The following is a 16381-nucleotide window of genomic DNA, read 5'->3' on the forward strand; positions in this document are numbered from 1 at the left end:
ACTCCGCTGGGTGAGCGCGGTCACTGCTCCCGCAGGCCCCACGGTGAGCCGTACGCCGTCAGCAGGTCCAGGAACGGGCCGGCCGGGAACGCCTCCGGGCCCAGCACGCCCGAGCCGGTCCACGCGCCCGTGGCGAGCAACTCCAGGGCGATCACCGGGTTGATGGCCGTCTGCCAGACCACGGCCTGGGAGCCGTACTCCGCCATCGACCACTGGTTGTCGACCACGTGGTAGAGGTACACCTCGCGCGGCGCGCCGTCCTTCGTGCCGCGCACCCACGTGCCCGCGCAGGTCTTGCCGTGCATACGGTCGCCGAGGGTCGCCGGGTCGGGCAGACAGGCGGCGACAACGTCCCGCGGCGACACAGCAGTCGGTCCCGCGGCACTCGGCACGGTGACCGGCTCGGTGCGGTCCAGGCCCAGCAGGTGCAGGGTCTTCAGAGTGTCGATGAACTGATTGCCGAGGCCGTACTTGAAGGTGACCCGCTTCGCGTCGACCCAGCGCGGGACGAGCAGCACCTCCTCGTGCTCCACGTTGACGCACTCGACGGGGCCGATGCCCTCGGGGAAGTCGAACACCTCGGGCTCGCTGAACGGTTCCGTGGTGAACCAGCCGCGGCCGGCCTCGTAGACGACCGGCGGGTTCAGACACTCCTCGATCGTGGTCCAGATGGAGAAGGAGGGCGCGAAGTCGTAGCCGTCGACGGTGAGGTTCGCACCGTCGCGGATGCCGATCTCCTCGATCTCGTCGAAGAGTTCGTCGGCTGCGTACCGCGCGAACACGTCCGAGAGCCCCGGCTCCACGCCCATCCCGACGAGCGCCAGCGCACCCGCCTTCTCCCAGTCGTCGGCCTCCGCGAACTGCGCGTCCCCGAGCTTGACCCCGCACTCCTCGTACGGACGCTCGGGGTGCGGCCGGGACAGCGACATTGCCATGTCGAGATAGTTCGCCCCGGCGGCCCGCGCCGCACGGAACAGGGGCAGGACGAAGCGCGGGTCGGTCGCGTTCACCAGCACGTCGCACTCGTGCGCACGCAGCGCCGCCCCGACGGCCTCCTCGTCGCTCGCGTCCAGCCGCGCGGCACGGAACCGGGCGCCGGCGTCCCCGAGCGCGGCGACCGCCGCCTCCGCACGGGACAGGTCGTGGTCGGCGACCACCATCGCGTCGAAGAACGGACGCCGGGCCGCGATCCGGGTGATCGCGGTACCCACACCACCGGCTCCCACGAGCAGTACACGCATGGCGAGAACTCCTTCACTGCCGATATCTCACCGGCGATACAACGCCGGTCGCACGGATAAGGTCAATGGCGTTGGCATAAGGACGGCGAGGAGACACAGGGAGGCCGCGATGCCGAAACCGGTGGTGTCCGAGGAGAAACGGCGACGGCGCCGTCCCACCAAGAGCGGCACGGTCCTGTCCGAGCGGCTGATCGTCGACACGGCCCTGCGCATGCTGCGCGAGCACGGCAGTGCGGGCCTCACCGCCCGCCGCCTGGGCCTCGCCCTGGACGCCGACCCCAGCACGCTCTACCGCTACTTCCGCGGCATGGACGAACTGACCCTGGCCATCGGCGACGCCCTCGTCGGCCGGGCGCTGCGCGGCTGGGAGCCGACGGGGGAGTGGCGGGCCGACCTGCGCGAGATCGGCTTGCGCATCCACGCCGTCTACGTGGCCCACCCACAGGCCGCCCAGCTGACGGCGAGCCGCGTCACCGGCCGCCCCAACGAACTGGCCGCCGACGAGGCCGTACTGGACGTCCTGCGCACGGCCGGTTTCCCGCTGCCCGACACCGTGCGGATCTACCACGCGTTCATCGACCAGACCCTGGCCTTCGCCGCCCTCGACGCCGCGTCCCTGGCCCTGCCGAGCGCGGCCCTCCGCGCCGACGAGGCGATGTGGCGCTCGACCTACGCCCGCCTGCCCCGCACCACCCACCCCCGCATCGCCGAGGCGGCCCCGCTGCTGGCGACCCGCATGGTGGAGAGCGCGTATCCGACGGCACTGGAGATGCTGCTGGACAGCGCGGCCCTCCGGCTGGCCAACCTCGCAGCGTCTCCGCCGCCGTCTCCGTGACCGCCACGGCAGCCAGGGCGGGCGAGTCCCGCTTCCACTGCTGCCCGTACAGCGGTACGTCGGCCGCCACATCGCCTCGTCGGCGCGGAGGGCCGCGCCGCCGGGCCGTCCTCACCTGTCCGGCGATGACCTGGCTCGACCCGCACGTCTACCTGGACGCCGTCTTCCCGCTCGGCTCGATCGCCGCCGACCGCGGCCCGCTCCGCTGGACCTTCGGACCCGGCGCGGTGTGTGCCGGCCTGTGCTGGTTCACCGCGCTCGGCTTCGGCGCCCGCCTGCTCAGCCGCTTCCTCGCCAGGCCCGCGGCCTGGCGGGTCGTGGACGGTCTGGTCGCCGCCACGATGATCGGTCTCGGCGCAACACTGGCCGCCGGGGCGTGAGACGGCGGATTCGGCAGGCGCAGCCGGTGCTGCGATAGTGAACCCCGGCCGATTAGATGTAGCGAGCAACCAGGAAGCCAGTGGACACGAGCGAGAGCACCGACAGCGGCACGGAACCGGAGTCGGCGAAGGCCGAGGAACCCGCGCCAGAGCCCCGGCGCGGCTGGCGCCGCTGGGCCATGGACACCCGCCCGCTGCGCATCCCCGCCTACCGCCGCCTGTGGTCCTCGACCATCGTCACGGCCGTCGGCAGCCAGCTCACCGCCGTCGCCGTACCCAAGCAGATCTACGACATCACCGGCTCCTCCGCCTGGGTCGGCGCCGCCAGCATGGCCGGGCTGCTGCCGCTCATCGTGTTCGCGCTATGGGGCGGCTCGCTCGCCGACAGCATGGACCGCCGCAAGCTGCTCCTGATCACCAACAGCGGCATAGCCGTGACCTCGGTGCTGTTCTGGGTGCAGGCAGTCACCGGGCTCGAATCGGTGGCCGCGCTGATGGTGCTGCTCGCGATGCAGCAGGCCTTCTGGGGCCTCAACGCGCCCGCCCGCAACGCCTCCATCGCCCGCCTGGTGCCCGCCGGGCAGCTGCCCGCCGCCAACGCCCTCGGCTCGACCGTGATGCAGACCGGCCAGGTCGTCGGACCGCTCCTCGCGGGCGCCCTCATCCCGGTGATCGGCCTGCCCGAGCTGTATCTCATCGACGCGCTGGCCCTGTGCGTCACGCTCTGGGCGGTCGTCCGGCTGCCCTCTCTGCCGCCCCTGGAGTCCGCGACACCGCGCCGCGCGGGCCGGCGGGAGATCGTCGCCGGCTTCCGCTACATCTCGCTGCACAAGGTGCTGCTGTTGTCCTTCCTGGCCGACATCATCGCGATGGTCTTCGGCATGCCCCGCGCCCTGTTCCCACAGCTCGCCGCCCAGACCTACGCGCCCTACGGGGAGGGTCTCGCCCTCGGCATGCTGTTCGCGGCGATCCCCATCGGGGCGGTGGTCGGCGGACTGTTCTCCGGCACGTTCTCGCGGGCGCGCCGGCACGGCTGGATGGTGATCGGCGCGGTCGTCGCCTGGGGCGCGGCCATCACCGGCTTCGGCCTGAGCAGCAACCTGTGGATCGGCGTGGCGTTCCTGGCCGCCGCCGGGGTCGCCGACATGGTCTCCATGGTGTTCCGCGGGGCGATCCTGCTGTCCGCCGCGACCGACGAGATGCGCGGCCGTATGCAGGGTGTCTTCACCGTCGTGGTGGCGGGCGGGCCCCGTCTGGCCGACGTCCTGCACGGCACGGCGGGCTCGGCCTTCGGGCCCCGCACGGCGGTCGCCGGCGGCGGCATCCTGGTCGTCGTCATCATGCTGACCCTGGCCTTCACGGTCCCGGCACTGCGCCGCTATCGCGTCTGAGGGCGCGCTCAGACATGCCGATGGAGCGCGTAGTGCTCCATCAGCCTGCCCCGGGTCAGCTCCAGCCGGTGCGCGAGGATCTCCGCGACGATCCGGACCAGGGACAGCCCGAGCAGCGGATCCTCCACGCACAGGGCGAGAACGGCCGACGCGTCGAACTCGTAGGCCCGTACGGCACTGAACGCCTCCGCGCCGAAGTCCCACCGGTACGGCGGGAACAGCCACGACCAGCCGAGCAGGTCGCCCGCCCCGAGTGTGCCCACGGTGACCCGTTGGTCAGGCGTCACCCGCTGGTCGAGCGAGACCGCGCCGGAGCGGATCACCCAGAAGCGGTCGGCCGTACCGCCCGCCTCGAAGATCCTGGAGTCCTCGGCGAACGAGACCTCGTGCGCGAGCTCCATCAGCCGTTCGCGCTGGGTCTGGGGCAGCGCGGTCAGCAGTTTTATCGCTTTGGTCATGGCACAGGGCTCCTCGCCGGCAGCGGATCCGGAATTCTCCCTACGCCCATTTGAGCCTCTGCCGGCGTCCCGGGCACCTCGGGGGACGGAATCAGGGCATGAAAAAGCCCTGGCTGGACGGGGGAGACCAGCCAGGGCCGTTAAGCGGTGGCGCCGGAGGACCGTAGAGTCGACTCCGTGACCACGTGTGAATGAACCGTAAACCATCCACGGGCATTTCGTACCCACCTGAACCGGTCGCGTGACCGGTTTCACTTCGCGGGATGCCGGCCGGGGGTCACGATCTCGTCCAGTACCCGCAGCACGACCTCGTAGGCCACCTCCCGCACGGGGTCGCCCTGTTCCGACCAGGTGTGCGCCTCCCGGGCGGCGAAGGCCCTGGCCCGCTGGATACGCCGCAGCAGTTCGTCCGAGTCCACGACATCGCTCATGTACACCGTCTACCCCCGTAGGCGGAGTTCACTGTGCGGGCGCGCCGATCGGCACATCGAGCGGGCGGGCCAGGCCCACCACGGCCTCGTCCAGGCGCTGCAGATGCCGCAGCACGCGGTCGGTGACGCGGCCGTAGCGCGGGGTGCCGGGCGTACCGGGGCGCAGCAGGGACGCGATGCTCGGCCCGGTCTCGATCTCGCCCACGGGATCCTCGCCGGCGACGTGGGCGCCGATCACCCCGATGTTGTGCGCGATCCGGCGCCCCGCCGCACGCAGCCGGGGATCGGCCGCTATCGACGGATGAGTGGGCAGCAGCTCGGCGGTCGCGGCCAGATAGCGCGCGTGATAGGCGCAGGTCTCCAGCAGCGCGACGACATACCGTGCCGTGTCCCGCCGGGCCCGCAACGGCGTGATCGGGTGGGTGAGCGGCTGCGTGGAGGCGCTCAGGTCGGCCAGTGCCTGGTCCAAGTCCCGTGCCTTGTCGAGCAGTTCGGCCGCTGCCCCGCGGCTGAGCTGGTCGACCGCGGCCTCGGTGACATCCGTGAGCCGCGCCAGCACGGTACCGAGGAGTTCGTTCGTACGGCGGTCCGTGTGCACCGGCAGCACCAGCGCCGCCGCGACCACCCCGCAGGCCGCGCCGAGCGCCGTCTCCTCGATCCGCAGCACCAGCACGGACGCGCTGTAGGTGTGCAGCAGCGTGTAGAGCAGGCCCAGCATCGCGGTCACGAAGAAGGACATCAGCGTGTAGGACAGGGGTGCCGTGTAGAACATCGCGAAGATGAACAGCAGCACCAGCGCGAACGCCGTCCACGTGTGGTGCCCGACCAGGCCCGCCAGACCGATACCGGCGACCACACCCAGGACCGTGCCCAGCAGCCGCCGGTAGCCCTTGACCAGGATCTCGCCGGTGGACGAGGTGTTGAGGAACACGATCCAGCAGGTCAGCACCGCCCAGTACCAGCGCTGGCTGGACAGGAACTCGCCGCCGATGATGGCCAGCGAGGATCCGACGGCGACCTGCACGGCCGCTCGCGTGGTCGGCCGCCGCAGCCCCGTGCGCTCGGCGTCCTCCCGTTCGGCCTCCTCGCTGCCCGCGATGGCGACGTCCTCCGCGTCCAGCTCCTCGCGCGAGCGGGTCGTCGCCGGTGTGTCCTCGGACTCGTCCTGCGGCCCGTCCACGGCGATCCGCAGCCCCAGCACAGCCCGCCCGGCCTCACCGATGCCCCGGAACACGTCCTGCACGGCGTCCGAGGCGGGCGGCAGGTTCTCCTCCTCGCGATAGCCCAGCAGCCGGTTGCGCACACGGGCCAGCGCGGTGCCGGCGTCCGAGCCCGACGGCCGCAGCACGAGCAGCCGCAGCGACTCCAGATCCCGGCGCAGCGTGTCGGTCGTCTCGTCCCGCCTGGGCAGCCGCTCGCCGGCGGGGACGGGTGCGCCCGGCAGATGCAGGGTCAGCGTGTGACCCCGTTCGGCGCTGCGCGCGGTCAGCAGCAGGAGTCCGAGCCGTTCGGCGGCGACCTCGGCGTCGGCGATACGGCGCTGCACGAGCCGTGCCACCGTCTCGTCGGAGGTCCCGTCCTCCAGCCGGCCCTGGATCAGCAGCGCCGTCTCGTGCAGCCGCGCGGTGCCCTCGCGTACGTCGGCGAGGGCCTTCTCCATGTCGTCGGGACCGGCGTCGAGCAACGCGAGCTGCGCGGTGACGAGTTGGGCGAACCGCGCCCGGAACGCCTGCCGCAGCCGGTCCAGCGTCCCCGTGGGCGTCTCCGGCACCAGCGCGAACCGCACCAGCGCGCTGCACACGAAGGCGACGCCGAGCACGCCGTACAGCCGAGGCAGTGCGGAGACGGTCACGCCGACGAACAGGGACAGGAAGTAGATCTGGAAGCCGATCAGGCCGAGGGCCGTGCCGCGGTCGCCGAAGCGGCGGCTGTAGACGGCGCCGAAGATCAGCAGGACGAAGAAGACGTCACCGGCGACCACCCGCGAGTTCAGCAGCGCGCTCAGCGACACCGAGGCCAGCGCCACCGGCAGCCCCAGCGCGAGCGTCACCGCCTGCTGACCGCGCTGCTTCTCGCGGATGGCGAACGTGGAGACCATCGCCGCCATCGCCCCGGCCACCAGATGCGGCACCGAGGCACGCGGCAGGGAGAGCACGGCCAGCGTGAGCGCGATCGAGGCCACCGTCCGCAGCCCGGCCGTCAGCCGCAGCAGTCCGGGATCGGACGCCGCGACGCGATACCGCATCCGTGCCCACGCCGCCCGTCCCGCTGCCCTCACGCCGCCGTACTCTCCCCAGGTTCACGCCAAGATCCGTGACACCGATGCTACGGCTCCTGGGACCCGGCCCCTTCGACGCGCTCCCGCACCTGCTCCGGCGAGAGATACGAATCGGTGTACTCGAAGTCCTTCAGCGTGGCCGGTTTCCGGGCCTGGAAGCCGGTGCGCACGAAGTCGTCGCCGGCCACCGCGTTCAGCGTCCAGTTCGTCGCGACACGGACCTTGGCGACGCCGGTGCGCAGCGCCGACCAGTGGTAGCCGCGGGCGACGACCTGGGCGGGCAGACCGCGCAGTTCGATGCCCAGCGGCTTGGACACCGCGTCCTTGCCGCCGAGGTCCACCACGAGCCCGAGGTCCTTGTGGACGTACGGCTTCAGCGGCTGGTCGCGCAGGGTCGCGATCACGTTGTCGGCGACCACCTTGCCCTGCCGCATGGCGTGCTGCGCGGTCGGCGGGCAGATCGCGCCGTCCCCGCCCTTGGCCTCGTCCGGCACCGCGCCGGAGTCACCGAGCGCGAACACCCCGTCGTGCCCGGGGAGGTTCATGTCGGCGGTGACCGCGAGCCGCCCCCGAATCGTTTCCGCACCGAGGGTGGCGATCAGCGGGCTGGCGACCACACCGGCCGTCCAGATCAGCGTCCGGGTCGGCACCACCCGCCCGTCCGTGAAGGTGACCTCCTCCGGCCCCGCCTTGGCGATGGAGACACCCAGGGAGATGTCGATACCGCGCTTGGTCAGGATCTCCTGCGCGCTCCTGCCGAGCTTGTCGCCCAGCTCGGGCATGAGCTTCGGCGCGATGTCGATGAGGTGCCACTTGATCAGACCCGGGTCGATACGCGGATAGCGCTTGACCGCGGCGTGCGTCAGCTTCTGCAGACAGGCGGCCGTCTCGGTACCGGCGTAGCCGCCGCCGACCACCACGAACTGCAGCCGCGACGCCTTCTCCGCCGGGTCGTCGCTCGCGTCCGCGAGGTCCAGCTGTGTGATGACGTGGTCGCGGATGTAGGCGGCCTCGGCGAGGGTCTTCATGCCGAAGGCGTGATCGGTCAGCCCGGGGATGTCGAAGGTGCGGGTGATGCTGCCGGGGGAGAGCACGATGTAGTCGTAGGGCTCGTTCACGATCTCGTCGTTGATCGTGCGGATCACACAGACCTTCGCCTTGATGTCCACGCCGATGGCGCCGCCCGGGATGATCCGGGTGCGGTACTTCTTGCTGCGGCGCAGCGAGACGGCGATCGACTGCGGGGTCAGGACGCCGGAGGCGACCTGGGGCAGCAGGGGCAGATAGAGCTGGTACGAGAACGGCGTCACCAGGGTGACGTCCGCCTCGTCGGTGTTCAGATTCCGTTCCAGGCGGCGAACGCACTCCACTCCAGCGAAGCCTGCGCCAACCACCAGGATCCTCGGTCGTGTCACGGTGTTCATCCCTTCTGCGGCTCCGGGCGGTCTGCCTCGACGCCGTACGCCTGCCCCTGGATCGCTGCTTCGCACACCCACATCGATCCCACCGTGCCGGAAGCCGTTCCGCCAGCTGAGCGCGGCAGGCAGACGTACGCGTGGAGCACCAGCATGCCCCGCCGACGCCCTCCGTACGCCGCGGACGCGTGAACAAAAGGCATACCGGAATGACCTTCGACCACCCCGTCGACGACCGGTACGGACCGTAGAGTGCGTGCCATGTCGCACACGCAGCCCGAGCCCGGGTCGGGCTTCCGCACCGAGAACATCGACGCCGGCAACGTGACGCGCCTGGTGGCCGCCCTCGACGTACAGGAAGCCAATCCCGGCGTACGACGCCTGCGGGCATGGGCGCACGAGGCGCTCGCCCCGCGCTCCGGCGAGAGTGCCCTCGACATCGGGTCCGGTACCGGCTCGACGACCCGTGAACTCGCCGCGGCGGTGGGGGACACCGGGTCGGCGCTCGGCGTCGAGCCCAATGCCGGGCTGCGCACGATCGCCCAGGAACGCGCCGCCGAGGCGGGCAACCCGGCCCGCTTTATGGACGGCTACGCGGTACCCCTGCCCGTGCCGGACGCCTCCGTGGATCTCGTCTGGTGTGAACGGGTGCTCCAGCACCTAGAGGAGCCGGACAAGGCCGTCGCCGAGATGGCCCGTGTGCTGCGCCCCGGCGGACGCGTGGCCCTGCTCGACACCGACTGGGCGACCACGATCCTGCACCCCGGGGACCCGGAGACCATGGCCGCGTTCATCTCGGGCGCGCTCGCCGGGGCGGCCAACCCCTATGCGGGACGCCGGCTCGTCGGCCAGCTCGGCGCGGCCGGTCTCGTCGTCGACGACCGCGGTTCCCAGGCGCTCCTCCAGGACCACCGGTCGGTCGTCTGGCCGCTGATCCGCATGCTCGGCGAGTCCGCCGTGCGCCGCGGCGCGCTCACCGAGGCCCAGCGCGACCGTGCCTACGCCGACCTCACCGAGGCCGCCGAACAGGGCGCGCTGCACATGTCCGTGACGATGTTCGCGGTCGTCGCCCACCGCCCGGAGTGACCCCCGGCCGGTGACCTCAGCGGAACACGTTGTCCGCGTCGTCCCAGCCGGTGAGCTGCTCGTCGGCCGTCGACTGCCGCGGGGTACGCGCGCGTGCCTGGTACATCGCGTCGATCTCGAACGCGTAGTGCCGCACGATCGCGTCCCTGCGCAGTTTCATCGACGGCGTCAGCAGCCCGCCCGCGACGTCGAACGGCTGCGGCAGCACCCGGAACACCCGGATCGACTCGGCGCGCCCCACAGGGCTGTTGGCGGCCGCCACGGCCCGCGTGATCTCCTCCCGCAGCGCGTTCTCCTCCCGCGCCTCCCGGCCCCGCGCGTCGCTCTGCATCGCGAGACCGGCCCGCCAGTGCGCCACGAACTCCGGGTCCAGGGTGAGCAGCGCACCCACACAGGGACGGTCGTCGCCCACGACCACCGCCTGGTGGATCAGGGGATGCATCCGCAGCCGGTTCTCCAGCGCGGCAGGCGCCACACTCTTGCCGCTGCTGGTGATGATGATGTCCTTCTTGCGGCCGGTGATCGTCAGATACCCCTCGGTGTCCAGCCGCCCGATGTCCCCGGTCGCCAGCCAACCCCCGTACAGCGCGGCCCGGGTGGCCCGCTCGTCGTTGATGTAGCCCTGGAACACCGAAGGGCCGTGGACCAGGATCTCCCCGTCCTCCGCCACCCGGATCTCCGTGCCCGGCAGCGCCTGCCCGACGGTGCCGATCTTCTCCCGGCCCAGCGGCTGCATCGTGACCCCGCCTGCGGTCTCCGTGAGCCCGTAGCCGTCGTGCACGAGGATGCCGATGCCCGCGTAGAACAAGGACAGTTCACGGCTCAGGGACGAGCCGCCCGACGTGGCGCGGACCACCCGGCCGCCCAGCGCGGAGCGCAGTTTGCGGTACATGGTCCGCTCGAACACGGCGTGCTGGAGCCGCAGATCGAAACCGGGTCCCGAACCCCGGCCGAGTCGCTGTCTCTCCTCGGCCGCGGCGAAGTCCCGCGCGGTCGCCGCCGCCCGCTCGAACAGGGCGCCCCGGCCGGTCTGTTGGGCCGTACGGAGAAAGTTCTTGTAGATCTTCTCGAAGATGGACGGCACCGCGTACAGATAGGTGGGCCGGAACGTGCGCAGCGCCGACACCAGCGCCGCCTCCGTCATCTCCGGCTCGTGGGCCATCACCCAGCCGCCGCGTATGCACAGGGCCTGGATCATCAGGCCGTACACGTGGGAGAAGGGCAGGAAGGCCAGGACGGCCGGCTGTTGCCCCGGGGGTGCCGCCGTGTGCGACCAGCCCGCGAGCAGTGTGTCGCAGGGGCTGGCCAGGCTGCGGTGGCTCAGCGCGCAGCCCATGGGACGGCCCGAGGTGCCCGAGGTGTAGGCGATGACCGCGGTCGAGTCCGGCATCACGATCCGGCGCAGCGAGTCCACCGTGGTCTGCGGTATGTACGTGCCCCGCTCGACGAGTTGGGGCAGCGCCCCGGCGTCCAGCTGCCAGACGTGCCGCAGCAGCGGCAGCGCTGCACACACCGTGCCGACCGTCATGATGCCCTGCTCGTCCTCCACGACCACGGCCACGCAGCCGGCGTCCCGCAGCATCCACTCGACCTGCTCCCGCGAGGACGTCGGATGCACCGGCACGACCTCGGCGCCCACCGCCCACAGCGCGTGGCAGAGCACCGTCCACTCGTAACGGGTACGGGCCATGATCGCGACCCGGCTGCCCGGCGAGATCCCGGAGGCGATCAGTCCCTTCGCCAGATCGACGACTTCGTCCCGCAGCTCTACGGCCGTGACCTCCTCCCACTCCGTGGAGGAGGGGTCGGTCCGGCGTGCGATCAGCGGAAGGGTGGGATTGAGGACCGCGGTCTCGAAGATGCTGTCGGCGAGGCCGCCGTTGAGGGTGGAGGTGGGGGGTGGAGCGACGGCGAAGTCGCGCATGCGCTGCTCCTGGGTTGTACGGGGCGTGACCCTGCCGATCATTACTGTTATCGACGGTGCTCGAATGTAGCCCAGGTGTGAGCGATAGGTGAGGGGAACAGTGAAGTGCCCTTGCCGAGTTTGGCGGCGCGCCGGATTCACCCCGGTGTCAGCCACACCGTCGCGAGAGGCGGGAGCGTGAGCCGGAGGTGACCGTCCTCCGGTTTGACCGGATCCGGGTTGGTCACATCGCTGCCGCCGAAGGCGGCGCCGTCGGTGTTGAGGACCTCGCGCCAGGCGGGGATGTCGTCCGGGACACCGAGCCGGTAGTCGTGCCGCACGACCGGGGAGAAGTTGCTGACGGCGAGAAGAGGGGAGCCCTCGGCGTCGAACCTCAGGAACGCGAAGACGTTGTCCTCGGCCGCGTCGCCCCTCACCCAGCGGAAGCCGGCGGGGGAGGTGTCGAGCTGCCAGAGGGCGGGGGTGTGGCGGTAGACGGTGTTGAGGTCGCGGACGAGGTCGCGTACGCCCCGGTGGTCCGCCTCCGCGCCGTAGGCGGGGTCCAGGAGCCACCAGTCCGGGCCGTGGGTTTCCGACCACTCCGCGCCCTGGGCGAACTCCTGGCCCATGAAGAGGAGTTGCTTGCCGGGGTGGGCCCACATGAATCCCAGATACGCGCGGTGGTCGGCGCGCCGCTGCCACCAGTCGCCCGGCATCTTCGACACCAACGCCCGCTTCCCGTGGACGACTTCGTCGTGCGAGATGGGCAGCACGTAGTTCTCGCTGTACGCGTACACCATGGAGAAGGTCATCTCGTGGTGGTGGAACCTGCGGTGGACGGGCTCGTGCGCCATGTAGCCGAGCGAGTCGTGCATCCAACCCATGTTCCACTTGAGACCGAAGCCCAGTCCGCCGGTGTCGGTCGGCCGGGTCACCCCGTCCCAGGCGGTCGACTCCTCGGCGATGGTCACGACACCGGGCACCCGCCGATAGACGGTCGCGTTCATCTCCTGGAGGAAGGCCACCGCGTCCAGGTCCTCGCGTCCGCCATGGACGTTCGGGGTCCACTGGCCCGAGTCGCGTGAGTAGTCGAGGTAGAGCATCGAGGCGACGGCGTCCACGCGCAGGCCGTCGATGTGGAACTCCTGGCACCAGTAGACGGCGTTCGCCACAAGGAAGTTGCGCACCTCGGTCCGCCCGAGGTCGAACTCGTACGTCCCCCAGTCCGGATGCTCGGCCCGCCGCGCATCCCCGGGCTCGTACAGCGGCTCCCCGTCGAACCGGGCCAACGCCCAGTCGTCCTTGGGGAAATGCGCCGGCACCCAGTCCATGATCACACCGATACCGGCCTGGTGCAGTGCGTCGACCAGGAACTTGAAGTCGTCCGGGGTGCCGAGGCGGGAGGTCGGCGCGTAGAAGCCGGTGACCTGGTAGCCCCAGGAGCCGCCGAAGGGGTGCTCGGCGACCGGCATGAACTCGACGTGGGTGAAGCCGAGGTCGTTCACGTAGGCGGGGAGTTCGACGGCCAGCTGACGGTACGTCAAGCCGGGCCGCCAGGAGGCGAGATGGACTTCGTAGACCGAGAACGGTGCCTCGTGGACCGGGGTTTCCGTCCGGCGCGCGAGCCACTCCCCGTCGCCCCACTCGTAGTGCGAGGCCGTCACGACGGACGCCGTGGCGGGCGGTACCTCCGTACGGCGGGCCATCGGATCGGCCTTGAGGAAGCGCTCGCCGTGCCGGGAGGTGATCTCGAACTTGTAGCGGGCACCCTCGCCCACACCCGGCAGGAACAGCTCCCACACACCCGACGAACCCAGGGACCGCATCGGGAACGCCGTCCCGTCCCAGGAGCTGAAGTCCCCGGCGACACGCACCCCTTGGGCGTTCGGCGCCCACACCGTGAAGCGGGTACCGGCCACCCCGCCGTGCGTCATCGGCTCCGCGCCGAGCGCCTTCCACAACTCCTCGTGCCGGCCCTCCCTGATGAGGTGCAGATCGAGTTCGCCGAGGGCGGGCAGGAAGCGGTACGGGTCGTGGACCTCGTGCTCGTCGCCCTCCGCGTACGACACCAGCAGTGTGTACGCCGGGAGCGCGTCGAGCGGCAGTACGCCGGAGAAGAGACCGCCCCCTTCCGAGGTGAGCGGGCTGCGCATGCCGTCGATCACGACGCTCACGGCACGGGCGTACGGACGCAGCGCCCGGAAGGCAAACCCGCCCGGCACCGGATGCGCGCCGAGCAGCGCGTGCGGGTCGTGGTGGGCACCCGCGAGCAGGCGGTCGCGGTCGGCCGGGCCGAGGGGAGCGGTCGTGGGCGAACCACCCGCCTCCTGAGGTGAAGTGTCGCGCAGAGCCACGGAGTTCAGCCTCCTCGGACAGCGAGACGCTCGATCGCCGCCATGGGTACGGGAAGCCAGTCCGGACGGTGTCTGGCCTCGTACAGCACTTCATACACAGCGCGGTCCGTCTCGTAGGCGCGCAGCAGGGCGTGCTTGGTGCGGGGGTCCCAGCCGGCCCGGACCGCATAGCCCGCGCAGTAGGCCTCCCGGCAGCGGCGCGCCCACTCCGGACGCCAGGGGCGGCGCTGCCGGGCCGCGTAGTCGAAGGAGCGCAGCATGCCCGCGATGTCCCGCACCGGGGACTGCGCGCTGCGCCGCTCGGCCAGCGGCTTGGACGGCTCGCCCTCGAAGTCGATGACGAACCAGTCGCGGCCGGCCCGCAGTACCTGCCCCAGATGCAGGTCGCCGTGGACGCGCTGGGCGGGCGGCCCGGCGTCACGGCCGACGAGCGCGCCGAACGCGGTGCGCAGCCCCGGCACGAACGGCCGCAGCGCCGGCACGGAGTGTGCGGCGGCCTCCAGCCGTTCGGTCATCGCGGTCGCCGTGTGTGCGTTTCCCGTAGCCCTCTCGGACGGAAAGGCCGCGGCCAGCGCGAGATGGACATCGGCGGTGGCCTGCCCCAACTCATGGGCCTCCGTGGTGAATTCGTCACCAGTGGCGAGTGCGCGCAGTGCGAGTGCCCAGCCGTCGGAGGCGTCCGGCAGGAACGGCTGGAGCACACCGAGCGTCGCCGCCCGCGGCTCCGCCGTCCGGAACCACGCGACCGGCGCGGGGACCCGGGTACAGCCCTGCGCGGCCAGCGCCCCCGGCAGCTCCAGGTCCGGATTGACGCCGGGCTGGATGCGCCGGAACACCTTCAGGATGAACCGGTCGCCGTACACCAGCGAGGAGTTGGACTGCTCCGCGTCCAGCAGCCGGGGCGTGAGCCCGGCGGGCACCGACACCGACGGGTCCGCCTCGAAGCGCAGGGGACCCGCCGTACCGGGATGGCGCAGCCGCTCCAGCAGCAGCTCCGCCGACCGCGGATCCTGCAGGGCGTCGTACACCACGAGACCGGCCAACGGCCCCTCGCGCACGCGGCCTATGAGGGCACGGGCGAGACGCGGCGAGACGTGTTCCCTTACGCCGAGCAGGAGTTGGTAGCAGTCGCCGGGCGGGGGAGTGCCGCCCGGCGCGGGAACCGCCGTGGGGGAGGCGCGGACCAGCAGATGAAGGCAGCCGGGGAACAGTTCCGTCGTGGACAGCACGTCGAGGTCGGCCACCGGCCGGTCCTTGCCGGCGAACCAGCGCTGCCCGGGCAGCCATTCGCGCAGCAGTCCGGCGAGCGTGGCCGGGGGCCGCTCGCCGCCGGGGCTGCTCAGTCGGAGGGGTGCGGTCTTCGGCATGGTGACGCGTCCTTTCGCCGGCACATCCTCAAAGTCGTCGGCCGATACGGGAAGCGACTCGCGAGAGCCTGAACCAGTAGAACCCGTGCCCCGCGAGCGTCAGCAGATACGGCAGTTCACCGATCGCCGGGAACCGCACCCCGCCGATCAGCTCCACCGGATGCAGACCGTCGAACTCCCGCAGATCGAGCATCGTGGGCTGCGCGAACCGGGAGAAGTTGTGGACACACAGGACGAGGTCGTCCTCGTACTCGCGAAGGAACGCGATCACCGCCGGGTTCGTCGACTGGAGTTCGGTGTATGAGCCGAGGCCGAACGCCGGGTTCTGCTTGCGGATCTCGATCATGCGGCGGGTCCAGTGCAGCAGCGAGGAGGGCGACGACATCGACGCCTCGACGTTGGTGACCTGGTAGCCGTAGACCGGGTCCATGATGGTCGGCAGGAAGAGACGGCCCGGGTCGCAGGAGGAGAAGCCCGCGTTCCGGTCGGGTGTCCACTGCATGGGGGTGCGGACGGCGTCGCGGTCGCCGAGCCAGATGTTGTCGCCCATGCCGATCTCGTCGCCGTAGTAGAGGATCGGCGAGCCGGGCAGTGACAGCAGCAGGGCGGTGAACAGCTCGATCTGGTTGCGGTCGTTGTCGAGCAAGGGGGCCAGGCGCCGCCGGATTCCGATGTTCGCGCGCATGCGGGGGTCCTTCGCGTACTCGGCCCACATGTAGTCGCGTTCCTCGTCGGTGACCATCTCCAGGGTCAGTTCGTCGTGGTTGCGCAGGAAGATTCCCCACTGGCAACTCGACGGGATCGCGGGGGTCTTGGCGAGGATCTCCGAGACGGGGTAGCGGGACTCCCGGCGTACCGCCATGAAGATGCGGGGCATGACGGGGAAGTGGAACGCCATGTGGCATTCGTCGCCGCCGCTCTGGTAGTCGCCGAAGTAGTCGACGACGTCCTCGGGCCACTGGTTCGCCTCGGCCAAGAGCACGGTGTCCGGATACATCGCGTCGATCTCTCGCCGGACGCGCTTCAGGAAGTCGTGACTGGCGGGCAGGTTCTCGCAGTTGGTGCCCTCGGCCGCGTAGAGATAGGGGACGGCGTCGAGGCGGAAGCCGTCGATTCCGAGGTCCAGCCAGAAGCGGAGGGCGGCCAGGATCTCCTCCTGGACGGCCGGGTTCTCGTAGTTGAGGTCCGGCTGGTGGGAGAAGAAGCGGTGCCAGTAGTACTGCTTGCGGACGGGGTCGAAGG

General features: G+C 70.9%; 12 protein-coding genes and 1 pseudogene. 4 read left to right on the plus strand and 9 right to left on the minus strand.

Annotated elements, in window-relative coordinates; genetic code table 11:
• Positions 1–20 precede the first annotated feature (20 nt).
• Complete coding sequence (locus ACIQBL_RS47565; RefSeq protein ID WP_401955185.1) at positions 21–1241, minus strand: saccharopine dehydrogenase family protein; 1221 nt, start codon at positions 1239–1241, stop codon at positions 21–23.
• Positions 1242–1350: 109 nt separating this feature from the next.
• Here ACIQBL_RS47565 and ACIQBL_RS47570 point away from each other — a divergent pair, with 109 nt between their 5' ends.
• From ACIQBL_RS47570 to ACIQBL_RS47580, 3 genes and pseudogenes are all read left to right on the plus strand, one after another.
• Positions 1351–2076 (plus strand): TetR/AcrR family transcriptional regulator, encoded by a 726-nt coding sequence (locus ACIQBL_RS47570; protein ID WP_401955187.1) that lies wholly within the window; start codon positions 1351–1353, stop codon positions 2074–2076.
• A gap of 89 nt (positions 2077–2165) precedes the next feature.
• Positions 2166–2456 (plus strand): annotated as a pseudogene (locus ACIQBL_RS47575) (LysE/ArgO family amino acid transporter); the annotation flags it as partial.
• 80 nt (positions 2457–2536) lie between these two features.
• Positions 2537–3847: an MFS transporter gene (locus ACIQBL_RS47580; RefSeq protein WP_401955189.1), complete on the plus strand. Its 1311-nt coding sequence runs from the start codon at positions 2537–2539 to the stop codon at positions 3845–3847.
• Between the two features lie 8 nt (positions 3848–3855).
• Here the strand turns inward: ACIQBL_RS47580 and ACIQBL_RS47585 are convergent, their stop codons facing one another.
• The 4 genes from ACIQBL_RS47585 to ACIQBL_RS47600 all read right to left on the minus strand — a co-directional run bounded on the left by ACIQBL_RS47585 (position 3856) and on the right by ACIQBL_RS47600 (position 8438).
• A complete protein-coding gene (locus tag ACIQBL_RS47585; RefSeq protein WP_401955191.1) occupies positions 3856–4305 on the minus strand; it encodes a cyclic nucleotide-binding domain-containing protein in 450 nt (149 codons plus the stop codon).
• A gap of 251 nt (positions 4306–4556) precedes the next feature.
• A complete protein-coding gene (locus ACIQBL_RS47590; protein ID WP_401955193.1) occupies positions 4557–4736 on the minus strand; it encodes a hypothetical protein in 180 nt (59 codons plus the stop codon).
• A 28-nt stretch (positions 4737–4764) separates the two neighbouring features.
• Positions 4765–6981 (minus strand): FUSC family protein, encoded by a 2217-nt coding sequence (locus ACIQBL_RS47595; protein WP_401955209.1) that lies wholly within the window; start codon positions 6979–6981, stop codon positions 4765–4767.
• Positions 6982–7061: 80 nt separating this feature from the next.
• Positions 7062–8438, minus strand: coding sequence for an NAD(P)/FAD-dependent oxidoreductase (locus ACIQBL_RS47600; protein WP_401955195.1), 1377 nt, complete (start codon positions 8436–8438; stop codon positions 7062–7064).
• A gap of 252 nt (positions 8439–8690) precedes the next feature.
• On the opposite strand from ACIQBL_RS47600, the gene ACIQBL_RS47605 reads away from it, so the two are divergent.
• Entirely contained in the window at positions 8691–9515 is an 825-nt protein-coding gene (locus tag ACIQBL_RS47605) for a methyltransferase domain-containing protein (protein ID WP_401955197.1), read from the plus strand.
• Between the two features lie 16 nt (positions 9516–9531).
• On the opposite strand, the gene ACIQBL_RS47610 is transcribed toward ACIQBL_RS47605, so the two are convergent.
• From ACIQBL_RS47610 to treS, 4 genes are all read right to left on the minus strand, one after another.
• Positions 9532–11439 (minus strand): AMP-dependent synthetase/ligase, encoded by a 1908-nt coding sequence (locus ACIQBL_RS47610; RefSeq protein WP_401955199.1) that lies wholly within the window; start codon positions 11437–11439, stop codon positions 9532–9534.
• Between the two features lie 137 nt (positions 11440–11576).
• A complete protein-coding gene (gene glgB / locus ACIQBL_RS47615; RefSeq protein WP_401955201.1) occupies positions 11577–13772 on the minus strand; it encodes a 1,4-alpha-glucan branching enzyme in 2196 nt (731 codons plus the stop codon).
• Between the two features lie 5 nt (positions 13773–13777).
• Positions 13778–15139: a maltokinase gene (locus tag ACIQBL_RS47620; protein WP_401955203.1), complete on the minus strand. Its 1362-nt coding sequence runs from the start codon at positions 15137–15139 to the stop codon at positions 13778–13780.
• Positions 15140–15167: 28 nt separating this feature from the next.
• The coding region (gene treS / locus ACIQBL_RS47625; RefSeq protein ID WP_401955205.1) for a maltose alpha-D-glucosyltransferase at positions 15168–16381 on the minus strand (1214 nt) is incomplete at its 5' end.

The organism is Streptomyces sp. NPDC088350, assembly GCF_044753545.1.
GTDB lineage: Bacteria > Actinomycetota > Actinomycetes > Streptomycetales > Streptomycetaceae > Streptomyces.